At 66.7% G+C, this 11542-nt stretch carries 6 protein-coding genes and 5 pseudogenes; 5 read left to right on the top strand and 6 right to left on the bottom strand.

Features of this window, described 5'->3' with window-relative positions; all coding sequences use genetic code 11:
• Window positions 1-86: 86 nt before the first annotated feature.
• Window positions 87-488: pseudogene (locus ACIOHC_RS43480) on the bottom strand (transposase); the annotation flags it as partial.
• 140 nt (window positions 489-628) lie between these two features.
• A complete protein-coding gene (locus ACIOHC_RS43475; protein ID WP_351086881.1) occupies window positions 629-1144 on the bottom strand; it encodes a GNAT family N-acetyltransferase in 516 nt (171 codons plus the stop codon).
• A 93-nt stretch (window positions 1145-1237) separates the two neighbouring features.
• Here ACIOHC_RS43475 and ACIOHC_RS43470 point away from each other — a divergent pair.
• A pseudogene (locus ACIOHC_RS43470) lies at window positions 1238-2327 on the top strand (IS630 family transposase).
• A gap of 54 nt (window positions 2328-2381) precedes the next feature.
• Window positions 2382-3215: pseudogene (locus tag ACIOHC_RS43465) on the top strand (IS701 family transposase); the annotation flags it as partial.
• A 93-nt stretch (window positions 3216-3308) separates the two neighbouring features.
• Here the strand turns inward: ACIOHC_RS43465 and ACIOHC_RS43460 are convergent.
• The 3 genes and pseudogenes from ACIOHC_RS43460 to ACIOHC_RS43450 all read right to left on the bottom strand — a co-directional run.
• A pseudogene (locus ACIOHC_RS43460) lies at window positions 3309-3956 on the bottom strand (IS5 family transposase); the annotation flags it as partial.
• A gap of 767 nt (window positions 3957-4723) precedes the next feature.
• On the bottom strand, window positions 4724-6025 hold the full coding sequence (locus ACIOHC_RS43455; protein ID WP_401846965.1) for an MFS transporter: 1302 nt from the start codon (window positions 6023-6025) through the stop codon (window positions 4724-4726).
• A gap of 836 nt (window positions 6026-6861) precedes the next feature.
• Window positions 6862-7608, bottom strand: coding sequence for a GNAT family N-acetyltransferase (locus ACIOHC_RS43450; RefSeq protein WP_351086885.1), 747 nt, complete (start codon window positions 7606-7608; stop codon window positions 6862-6864).
• A 376-nt stretch (window positions 7609-7984) separates the two neighbouring features.
• On the opposite strand from ACIOHC_RS43450, the gene ACIOHC_RS43445 reads away from it, so the two are divergent.
• Both ACIOHC_RS43445 and ACIOHC_RS43440 read left to right on the top strand, forming a co-directional pair.
• Window positions 7985-8557: a TetR family transcriptional regulator gene (locus tag ACIOHC_RS43445; RefSeq protein WP_351086887.1), complete on the top strand. Its 573-nt coding sequence runs from the start codon at window positions 7985-7987 to the stop codon at window positions 8555-8557.
• A gap of 1235 nt (window positions 8558-9792) precedes the next feature.
• The gene (locus tag ACIOHC_RS43440) at window positions 9793-10191 is read left to right on the top strand and encodes a nuclear transport factor 2 family protein (RefSeq protein WP_351086889.1); all 399 of its coding nucleotides are present in this window, start codon (window positions 9793-9795) and stop codon (window positions 10189-10191) included.
• A gap of 51 nt (window positions 10192-10242) precedes the next feature.
• On the opposite strand, the gene ACIOHC_RS43435 is transcribed toward ACIOHC_RS43440, so the two are convergent.
• Window positions 10243-11136 carry a nitrilase-related carbon-nitrogen hydrolase gene (locus ACIOHC_RS43435; RefSeq protein ID WP_351086891.1) on the bottom strand — a complete coding sequence of 298 codons (894 nt, stop codon included), beginning with the start codon at window positions 11134-11136 and terminating at the stop codon, window positions 10243-10245.
• A 157-nt stretch (window positions 11137-11293) separates the two neighbouring features.
• Between ACIOHC_RS43435 and ACIOHC_RS43430 the strand changes: the two are divergent.
• Window positions 11294-11542, top strand: a pseudogene (locus ACIOHC_RS43430) (ISAzo13 family transposase); the annotation flags it as partial.

Here is an 11542-nt window from a genome sequence, read left to right as displayed (position 1 = left end):
CTCTCCTACCTCTCCCCGATGGAATTCGAACAGCACCACCACAAGACAGCTAAACTCTCACTCGCAGCATGAACCCCTGTGTCCACACTCCGGGGCCGGTCGATCGCCGCGTGCCCGCGGGCGCCCGAGTACACCAGGTAGACCGCGACCTGGGAGTTCTCGATACGGCCTGCGGTGCCTGTGTACTGGCGCTGCACGCCGACCGTCGCGGTGCCCTTCTTCAGGTCCCCGGTCTCGTCCACGACGAGTACGGCTTGGTCGTCCGCCAGGTGCTCCAGCACGTAGTCCCGCAGGTCGTCGCGGACCTGGTCGACGTCCCACTTCGCGCGTCCGAGCAGGTGCTGCAGCCCGTCCGGGTTGGAATCCCCGGCGTGCTCGGCGATCGTCCAGCAGTTCTTCCGCGGCAGGTCCGACAGCAGCCCGGCTACCAACTGGCGTACTCGACGACGGGGTTCCACCCGGCCGAACCGTCCGGCGATCCGACCCATCAGACCCTCGAACGCCTCCTGCCAGCGGGCAGGCACTACGCTGCGACCTGCGGCCACCGCGTGATCTTCTGTCTTCACACACCGATGATCAGTGGTGGCCGCACTGTCTCCGCGCCGGCCCCCTACAGCAAGGTCGCAGACTAGATCTTGATCCAGTAGCGCCGTACAGGGCCGTGTTCGGTGTCCCGTACGCCTTCGAAGACGCCGCTGTGGTGCTCGATCGTCTTCACCGAGGCGAGGTTGTCGGCTTCGCAGACGATCAGCACCTGGTCCAGGCTGAGCGCCCGCGCCTCGTCGAGTATCCGGCCCAGCGCCCAGGTGGCCAGCCCGCGTCGACGTGAAGACGGCCGGATACCGTAGCCGATGTGGCCAAACTGCAGCACGTAGTCGTTGAGCCCGTGCCGCAGTGCGACCCCGCCGTGCACTCGGTCGCCCTCGACGATCCATCGGTATGTACAACCCCGGCCAGTCTCGACCGCTTTCGGGCCCGACTCGTCAGCCAGCAGCGCCACCCAGGCCGCGAACCCTTCTGGCGAGTCGACCTCGCCGGACGGCCCCAGCCCGAATCCGTCCTCGTGGAGGCCGGGACCCCACTCCTGATGCGCCTCAAGCCAGGCGGAGTGCAAGTGGGTGGTGGGCGCGATCAGTTCAGGCATACGGCGACGATACCGATCCAGCCCATCACGATCTACGGCTGGAGTACTAGTCTTCTGAGTCAGGAATTCTGTTCAGATGTGTAGGCTTGCCTTATGGCACGGACGGGGCGGCCGAAGGCTGAGTTGACGTTGTCGGACGAGGAGCGGGCCGCTCTCGAGGGGTGGGTGCGGCGCCGTTCGACACCGCAGGCGTGGGCCCTGCGGTGTCGGATCATCCTGGCCTGCGCCCAGGGTGCCTCGAACAAGGACGTGGCCGCTCAACTCGGGTCCACGCCCCATGCAGCGGGCCGCTGGCGGGCCCGGTTCGTGCAGTATCGAATTGCCGGGCTGGGTGATATGCCGCGTCCGGGTGGCCCGCGGACAGTGACGGACGAGCAGGTGGCGGCGCTGGTCGCCAGAACGCTGGAGTCCAAGCCGAAGAATGCGACCCACTGGTCGACGCGTTCGATGGCGAAGGAACTGGGCTTGTCAACAGTCGACCGTGTCGCGGATCTGGCGGGTGTTCGGCCTGCAGCCGCACCGCTCGGAGACGTTCAAGCTGTCGACGGATCCGTACTTCATCGACAAGGTCCACGACGTCATCGGCCTCTGCCTGGACCCGCCTGAGAGAGCTTTGGTGTTCTGCGTCGACGAGAAGTCGCAGATCCAGGCCCTGGACCGCTCTCAGCCGGTGCTGCCGATGATGCCCGGGGTTCCGCAGCGGACCACCCACGACCACGTACGCGCCGGCACCACCACCCTGTTCGCCGCTCTGGAGGTCGCCACCGGCAAGGTGATCAGTTCCCCGCACCGCCGCCACCGTGCCGAGGAATTCAGGAAGTTCCTCATCAAGCTCGACGAGGAAGTCCCGGCCGGCCCGAGGTCCACCTGGTGCTGGACAACTACGCCACCCACAAGACCCCGGCCATCAAGACCTGGCTGTCGGCACAGCCACGGTTCCACCTGCACTTCACACCCACCGGATCGTCCTGCCCAACCTGGTGGAGCGATGGTTCGCCGAGTTGACGAACAAGCAGATACGGCGAGGCGTCCACAGATCTGCCCAGTCCCTGGAGAAGGACATCCGGACCTGGATCGCCGCATGGAACACCGACCCAGGCCCTACGTCTGGACCAAGACCGCAGACGAGATCCTCGAACGCCTCGCCAGCTGTCTGAACAGAATTCCTGACTCAGAAGACTAGTAGGGCTTTGTTACGTGTCTGGGCAGGCGGTGGTTCTGGTGGTTTCCTGCTGGTATGAGGGCGGATGAACTCGCTTTGTGTCGTGGCCGGTTGGAGGAGTTCGCCGGGGAGGTGTTCGCTCCGCTGAGACGTGCTGACCAGCGGGTGAAGGGCCGGTTGTATCTGCGGGGTCTGTTGCTGGACGGGCGTCGGAAGTCGATGCAGCCGATGGCTGGGCGTCTGGGTGTGGACCATCAGCAGTTGCAGCAGTTCATGACGTCCTCGACCTGGCCGGTGGGCACAGTCCGCGCGGGGTTGGCCCGCCGTGCGGTTGGGGTGGTGCGTCCGCAGGTGTGGGTGGTGGACGACACCGGCTTCCCCAAGGACGGAGTGTCCTCGCCCGGGGTGGCCCGGCAGTACTCCGGCACCCTGGGCAAGGTCGGCAACTGCCAGATCGGCGTCAGCGTCCATGCCGCCTCCGACACCGCATCCTGCCCGCTCTCGTGGCGGCTGTTCCTGCCCCAGAGCTGGGACAGCCCAGAAGCGGCGGACCGGCGGGCCCACTGCCGGATCCCCGACGAAGAGCGTCACCGGCCGAAGTGGCAGCTCGCGCTGGACATGCTCGACGAACTGGCAGCGGTCGGACTGCGGCCCGCGGTGCTGGTCGCGGATGCCGGCTACGGCGCGAACGCCGACTTCCGGCACGCGCTGGAAGACCGGGGCCTGGCCTACGCACTGCAGGTCAAGGGCGAACCGACCGCTCATGCCAAGGCGGCCAAACCCCACCAGCCGCCCTACGGCGGGCTCGGTCCCAGGCCGCTGCCCCGCTACCGAACCCGCCCACTCAGCGTGCGCGAACACGTCCTGGCCGCCGGCCGCGACAAAGCGGTGACGGTCACCTGGCGCAAGGGCTCCAAAGCCGCGATGACCTCCCGCTTCGTGTTCTTGCGCATCCGGCTCGCGGGACGCCGTCCAAAGCCCGCTCCCGACGGTGTCATCGGCCTGGGTGTTTCGTGGGACGACGTCCACGTCGATACCGAGGGCGGCGCCATGCTCGATGGCTTTGGTCTTGTAGCCAGTGCCGACCCATGCCTTGGTGATCGTGGGGTGTGTGGCGGCGATTTGGGTCAGCAGTTTGCCGGCCTCGTTGTCAGAGACGCTGGCCGCGGTCACCATGACCAGCAGTAACAGGCCGAGGGTGTCGACGACGATGCTGCGCTTGCGGCCCACGATCTTCTTGCCGGCGTCGGCGCCTTGGGTGTCGGTGGGCACGCTGGGAGCGGTCTTGACGCTCTGCGCGTCGATGACGCAGGCGGTCGGTTCGGCGGGCCGCCCTTCCTGCTCACGGACCAGCCGGTGTAAGCGGACGCCGAGCTTCTCGATCGTGCCATCGGCGGTCCAGGCGCTGAAGTAGCTGAGCACGGTTGTGTGCGGAGGGAAGTCGTGCGGCAGGTAGCGCCACGGGACCCCGGTGCGGTTGACGAAGAGGATTGCGTCCATTACTTCTCGCAGGTCGGTGACCTTGCCGCCGAGGTTGAGCGAGGTCTTCTGCCGCTCGGCCCGCCAGGCCGTCAGGGTCGGCTCCATCAGGGTCCAGCGGACATCGGAGAGGTCGCTCAGGTACGGCTTGCGCTGCTGCGAAGAGGTCATGGGGATACTCATGCACAAGGCGTCCGACCGGGCATATCGCTCGATCAGGCGAGGCGAAAGCGATTTTGAGCATGTATTCGAACCGGACAGGAGCTTTCCGAAGTAACCGGGATGAAGCGCAGGACCACGTCCGCGTCAGCCAGTTGGACATTCCGCTAAAACGCTCCTGCTTACGCAGAATTCAGACGCTAGACAAGCCCCCCTGAACCCGTACATATGCAGCAAGAACGTCCTCTGAGTGGAGTCGCCGCACTGTACGGCGGTGATCACGATGGACATGGGCCTTTGCCCCTGCTCGACGGCCAAGCGCAGCTTGGCCGTCAGGCCGCCGCGCGAGTGACCGAGGCCGTGGTCGTCGGGCTCGACGGTGATACCGCCGGGAGGGTCCTTCTGAATGTCCCCTTTTCGGCTCTCCTGCTGTATGTGTGGGTCATCGGGTTGCGAGTTGACGGCCGGCGGGGGTGGGTTTGTCTCCTGCGAGGGTGAGCATGACGAGTGAGGTGCCCCCGACTGCCGCACCGAGATGCAGCACCGCTCCACCACCTGGGAGCAGGTCACCGGCACCGCCGGTCTGTCCACCACGGCCTGAGCACAGGCCCCACCATGCCCCGACACACCATCAGACACCCACACACCCAACAACGTGACAGCGCCCCCTCGCGCGCTCCTGCAGCTGCACGATGAGGGCCGCGTGAGGGGACAAGCAGGCGGTAGATCTCGCGTGCGATGGACCCGTACGCGCTCTGCCGGAGTCCCGCCGTAAGGAGTCAAATGCGGTAGCGGCGCAGGGCCGGGGCTGTCACAGCAAGAGCCAGCGTCATCACTACGACCAGCACTCCGCCGCCCGTGACGGCGGCCTGAGGGCCGAATACGGAGCCCGTGGTGCCGTGCAGCACGTCGGCGAGGCGCGGACCGCCCGCGACCACTACCGTGAACACGCCCTGCATACGGCCGCGCAACTCGTCGGTTGCGGCAGAGAGCAGGATCGCCTCGCGGAACACTATGGAGACCATGTCGGCGACCCCGGCGCCGACGAGGAAGGCCACGGTTACCCACAGGTTGCGGCTCAGGCCGGCCCCGGCGATGGCCACGCCCCAGCCGACCACGGCTCCGATCACCATCCAGCCGTGCCGGCGCACCCGCGAGAACGTGCCGGAGAACAGACCGCCGATCACCGTGCCGACTGGGATGCCTGCGAACAGCACGCCGAGCGCCAGCCCCACGCCGTAGGTGGCGTACGTCTGGTTGGCCAGCTGTGGGAACAGGGCGCGGGGCATACCGGCGACCATCGCGATGATGTCGACGAGGAAGGACAGCAGCAGCACCTTGTGCCCGGAGACGTAGCGGAATCCGGCTGCGACCTCCCGTATTCCGGCCCAGCGGGTGGACTGCATGCCCAGTGGCGGCAGCGCGGGAAGCTGGAAGACGGCCCACACGGTGACGCACAGGGCTACTGCATCGATCAGATACAGCTCGGGCAGGCCGATGACGGGGATCAGTACGCCGGCCAGCAGCGGGCCCGCAACCAGGCCGGCCTGGTTGACCGTTGAGCCGAGGGCGTTGGCGGCGGGCAGTTCCTCGGCCGGCACCAGCCGGGCGATGGAGGCGCTGCGGGCCGGTGAGTTGAGCCCGAAGAACGCCTGCTGTACGCCGAGCAGCACCATCAGGACGACGACGGAGTGAAGTCCGGTGACTGCCTGAGCCCAGAACAGCAACGAGGTCACGGCGATGCCGATGTTGGTGACCAACAGCAGCTTGCGGCGGTCCACCGTGTCCGCGACTGCCCCGCCCCACAGCGCGAACACGACCAATGGCAGCAGGCCGGCGAGGCTGGCGTAGCCGACCCAGGCCGAGGAGTGCGTGATGTCGTAGATCTGCTTGGGCACGGCCACAGCGGTGAGTTGACTACCGACGGTGGTGACGATGGTCGACGACCAAAGCCGCCGGTAGGCGGGATGGCGCAGGGGGCGGGTGTCCATCGCCCAGCGCCGCCAGCCGCGCCTGGGCGGCCGACCGCCGGCCTGGGATACGGTGACGGACGAGGCACTGCTGCTCTCGTTCGTGTTCACGGGATCCAATGATCGCTACATCTTTCGATTGGAGCCGCACTTTCTCAGCAGCTTCTATGACTGTTCGAACCGGTCGTCTCAGAATCGGACGAGGAACGAAGCGCCGAGCGCGATCACGGTGACCGCGACTGGCAGGGCTTTGCGAGTTTGTGTCGTAGGGCTGCCATGGAATGGGGTTGTGGCAGCAAGTGGGCAGGTGCCAGTGGTCAATCTCCTCAAGCCGTGGAGACGATCTATGCGGCCCGTCCGTCGGCGAGGGTGGCCCAGTACTCGCTTTCGTAGCCGATCGGGCTTTTGAAGCCACACGCTATGCAGCCGCCTGGTGTTGTAGAAGTCGTTGATCCAGGTGGCGATCTCGATACGGGCCTCGGTGCTCGCAGGGGTCTGTACCGCCCCTCACGGAACTCAACGTCGTAGACGCGCTTCCTGGACGCCATGGCCCCTAACTCTCCCGCCCGTCACGGGCTCCACAGCAACAGAGGAGATGCAGCAGCTCCTGCAGTGCCCGGTCGCATGCTGCCGGAGGAACGCCGCCCGTCCCGCGGCCTGGCTGACAGGCCTCGCGGCCGCGTCAGCAGTTCCTCGAAGTACTGTGGGACCTGCTGCCGCCGCCTTTCCGGCTGTCAGGAGCGGTCGACGCGCGGCTGCATCCAGGCGAGCGTGCGCGCGGGGTCGTAGGCGAGCAGCACGCGCCGGGACCACTGGATCGCCCTGCAGTACGAACCCCCTCGTCGCAGAACTCGACGGTGTCTTACGGATGTTGGTGCGCGATCTGGAGGACCGCCCCGTGAACAGTCGACGCGTACCGGCCGCGGGGCGGGGAGGCCTTTCTTGGCCTACGGCACTACGACAGTCAGTGATGTGCCGGTCAGTTGGAAACCGAGCTTCTCGTAGACGTGGCGGGCCGGATTCGCATCGCTCACGACGAGCGAGACGTCGGCCAGCCCGTCAGCCGCAGCATCGCTGAGCACTCGACGCAGCAGATTGGCGCCAAGGCCCGCGTAGCGGGCTTCGGGCCGGCGGAACACGTCCGCGATCCACGGCAGGCCGTCACGATCGGTGAGGATCGCCCCAGCGACCACGCGGTCCGTCTCGTCCACCACCAAAGCGCTGCACGGAAGCACCGGCCCGAGAACGGAGCCCGCCAGCATCGGCGCCAGGCGCTCGTTGAGCGCTTCTTCGTCGCTGCCGGAGTGATGGTCGGGATGGTCGGCAGAAAAGGCGGCTCGCCATGCCGGGAACACCGCAACGGCATCGAGGTCACAAGGAACTGCCCGAAGTCCATTGCCCAGGTCTCGTGATGACCAGTCGACCGGCGGCGGACACGCGACCAGATCTGTCCGCATTTCATGGGCATGCCGCATCACCCGGGCACCACGGCCCAGCAGTTGCTCACCGAGCTCCACGGAACCCGAGACCGCCCATCCCGACATGCCGGCGATGATGGATTCCACAGGGTCGGGGCCGACCACTTCGGCCAGGTCCGCCCATGGGTGCCCCTCCCGAACACCCGCCAGATAAGTCAGGACCGGCACCCCCTGCCCATTAGTCAGGGTCTGGCGCTGCTCGTCACTCTCAGTCACTTTTCATCCTTGATAGATCGCTTGTGCCTCAGGGCGGCCATTCTGCACTTCCGTATCCGGCGTCACGACAGAGTTTCCGCAGCTCAGATGTTTGCTACGGCGGCTTGATGGTTGCCGATCGTTGTGCACTGGCCCTCAGTCACAGGAGGCCGGCGGATGGCCGTGCCCGGGAGACTCTGGGTCTGGTGCACTCTGACCACGATCCGATACCTGTGGGCCCGCCTTCGGTCCGCGCCCGCGGCGGAACCCGAACACCCCCGGTGGGGACCGATGGTCTCACCGCACCCAGCCTTCCCTCCATCCCGGCCTCTACAACTGTAGCGACAATGGTACTCTACTTTCGTAGAGGGATTGAGTATGCAAAGAGGGAACGGCTGTGGCGGAGAGCTCGACACGACGGAAACAACTGGCCGATGCGGCGATCGAGACGCTGGCCGCGGAGGGCATGCGGGGGCTGACCCACCGGGCTGTCGACCAGCGGGCGGGGGTGGCGGAGGGCTCCTGCTCCTACTATTTCAGGACACGGCAGGCGCTGCTGCAGGCGGCCGTGGAACGGCTCGCCGAGGCGGACATCGCAGATGCCGCCGCGCTGCCGACGACGGGCACCACTCCAGCGGAGAACCTCGCCGATGTGGCGGTGGCCTACTTGGAGCACTGGGGGACCCAGGGACGCGTGCGCACGCTCGCCCGCCACGAACTCGCCCTGGAGGCCACGCGCAGACCCGAGCTGCGGGCGGTACTGAAGACCGCGGCCGGGCACGTACGACAGCCGGTCGTCGACCTGCTTGCCGCGGCCGGTGTCCCCGAGCCGGAGCAGCGCGCGAAAACACTCATTGCCTCCGTCGACGGTCTGCTCTTCGAGTACCTGGCCGGCCCGGACGGACTCGACCTCGACCCGGCCGAACTCCGTACCGCGCTGCTGAGCCTGTTGCACACCTTCACCGACTGACCACCGAGCTGCCGTCCATAGGGCGGAATCTGCCGCAAGACGGCCCCAGAACCCGGCAAGTACCCAAAAGCACATCGGAAGCAGGCCACGCATGCCCAGCCCGGTACGCACCCAATCCATCTGGGCGCCTGCGCCGTTGTCCACGAAGGCGGTCACCCAGTGCCCGCACCCGGCCGCACACACTGCTCGATCTGCAGATGAGTGCCATGAGCAGCGCCTGCCGGAGCAGCGCCTGCCGGAGCGGCGCCGCGTGCCGCGCACGTGCGCCCGACTCGCTGGGCGGGGCGGCGGCGGAACTGGGCGCCGAGGGTCCGTGGCCCGTGCCGCTGAATGGAAGTGTATGTCCGGCCACCTGCATCACCGGAGTGTGACTTCGCTCGGACCGTTGAACGGTGCCAACGACAGCACGGTCTTCGGCGTCCGCAGCTCTGAGGCCGCCCCAGCCATCCGACAGGCAGGGCCCTCGCCCCGCCCGCTGGCTGACCGGCAGTGACGGTCCCGCAACGCCGCACGTAAGCAGCCGCATCCGTCTCACCCAGGGGGTATTAGCCAGCAGATCGCGGGACGCTTCCGTTGGAACCTAGCTGCGAGAGTCCCCCTCCACAACCAAGCCGGGCATCAAGAACCCGGCATTTCAACTATTCCGTCGAGATCTCGCGCTGCTTGCCTGTCAGGTCGGCGCAGCCTATACGGTCCCCGGCGACGGGCCATCCGTCGTCAGCGGCTGACCAAGATCCGGACCATACGCGGCCCGCCAGGCCAGCGATAACGCGCACTTCTAGTATTCCCGCTGGTCAGGGGGTTGTCCTGCCTGTACCACCAGCAGACGAAGAATCTCCTGGTGTCGTACTCACCGAAGAAGCTCGGCTTCTTCTAGCCACACGAAAAGAGGCGTCTGACCTGGTCATTTGCCCGTCAGGCGCCTCTCGTTCGGACCGCTCGCAGCTGAGCCTGGATTGCGTGGTAGCTCCCATTTCCTCCCACAGATATCCGGCTTATGACCAGCAGTTCCGGCTTATTTCCGGTCCAAGACCGGCTCACTCGGCGGCGTCTGAGCCACCGCTGACGCGATCCCACTCCCGCATCTGTCCACACCATCAGGTTGGAGCCATGGAGACTTCGATGCTGATGACACTCGCGACAAGCACATGCGGACGCGTCGACGAGGTGGAAGTCCACCACGTTGCCAAGTTGACGCCATGTCCGGTGCCCCCTACCGGTGTTACTGTCGCACCATGTCCAAGATCGAGATTGACGCGATAACCGCCGAATTCTTCGGAGCCTTCGACAACCGCGGCGGCAAGGCCGCGGACGTGGCCCGGATCCGCCGGCTGCTCATTCCGGGTGGTGTGATCGTGCTGACCGGGCCGAAGTACACGGTCTACACCGTGGACGAGTTCATCGAGCCGCGCGAACGCCTGCTCGCCGACAGCCGGTTGGTCGAGTTCTCGGAGTGGGAGACCTCCGAGCGGACCGAGATCGCGGGCGACATCGCGTCGCGCTTCGGCGAGTACCGCAAGGCCGGCGTCCTGGACGGCGAGCCGTTCGAGGGCGGCGGGACCAAGACCTTCCAGTTCATCCGCACCCCGCAGGGCTGGCGGATCGCGGCGTTCTCCTGGTACGACCAGCCCTGAGCGCAGCAACCCGCGGAGCTGGTCAGCCACAGAACGACGACCGTGCGGCGGTCACGGCTGATTCCTCGTGTCAGAAGGCGGTGTGCGTGTCGCTTCTGGGGTCTCCGGTAACGATGCGGCTGGCGTACAGGTCCGCCCGTGCGATGCGGCGCCAGGGGCTGGCATGGCGGAGGGCGATGTCGATGTCGGCGTCCTGTGTGTCTCGGTTGATGTCGGCGATCGCCAGGTCGGGCCGGCTGTCGGGACTGCAGCTGGCAAGGCGGCGGCCACCGGGCGCGGTGATCGTGGCGGGCGCGGTCGCACCGAACTGGGCGGGAACGGAGTACCTGTCCCAGTAGTTGTAGAGGCCGCGTAAGCCGGCACGAGGGCGGCGCGGGCGGCGTCGTCAACCATCACGGAGATCAGCACACAGTCGACATCCATCTGCTCGTACTGCTCGAACAGCTCAGGAAAGTTGGCCTCGATGCACAGCGCAGTGCCGAACCGGATGCCGTCTACCTCAAAGACGAGCGGGGCGGTGCCGGGGGTGTACAGGTACGAGAGTTCCGTGTTCGACAAGTAGTGCTTGTCATATCGAGCGGCGAGCGCACCCTCGTCGGAGACGACGTACACGCTGTTGTGCGGCCGGTGAGGCGGCGTAAGGGGGTGGATTGAGCCGAAGACCACCCACAATCCCAGCTCTCCAGCCAGGTCGGCGACGGCTTGCGGCTGGGCGCGCATGACGTTCCAGTCGACGCGATTCCAGTCCCCAGCCGTAAGAATGCCGGGAGGCCCGGAGGACATCACGTGCTTGCTGGGATAGTTGATCGCGCCCTCCGGGAACTGCACGAGCCTGGCATCGGCAGCGCTGGCGTCGCGCATCAGCCGCCGGATCTCGTCACCACTCGCCCGCAGGTTCTCGGAGTCGGTCGGGTCCTCCGGCACCGTGCTCTGCGCGACTGCCAACCGCAGCGCCTTAGGGCTCGCAGAGAGTCAAGGTGTTGCTTCCCGTGATTCGGCTCGTTGATGTGGTATACGCGTATCCGAGTCGACTCGTGAGCAACTCGCCGCGAAGTTCGCGGTGTTGTTCCCGCATCTGGACGAGCGGCAGCGTCGGCTGCTGATGGGCGCCGAGGCCCGGATCCTCGGGCACGGTGGGATCCGGGCCGTCGCGCGGGCGGCCGGTGTCAGCGAGACGACGGTACGCAAAGGTGCGGACGAGTTGGAGGCGGGCGAGGCGTCGCTGGGCCGGGTGCGCCGTCCTGGCGGCGGGCGGAAGAAGGCCGCTGACCTGGACGCGGGCCTGCGGACCGCGCTGCTTGAGCTGGTCGAGCCGGACATGCGCGGGGACCCGATGTCGCCGCTGCGCTGG

The sequence above is a fragment of the Streptomyces sp. NPDC088252 genome (assembly GCF_044740965.1).
Lineage (GTDB): Bacteria > Actinomycetota > Actinomycetes > Streptomycetales > Streptomycetaceae > Streptomyces.
The sequence above is the reverse complement of the archived record's forward strand: the minus strand, read 5'-3'. Positions and strand labels throughout refer to the sequence as shown.

What these genes read in the sequence shown, in the direction of transcription:
- ACIOHC_RS43475 (WP_351086881.1), bottom strand. Translation starts at nt 1,144, where the DNA reads ATGCCTGAACTGATCGCGCCCACCACCCACTTGCACTCCGCCTGGCTT.
- ACIOHC_RS43440 (WP_351086889.1), top strand. Translation starts at nt 9,793, where the DNA reads ATGTCCAAGATCGAGATTGACGCGATAACCGCCGAATTCTTCGGAGCC.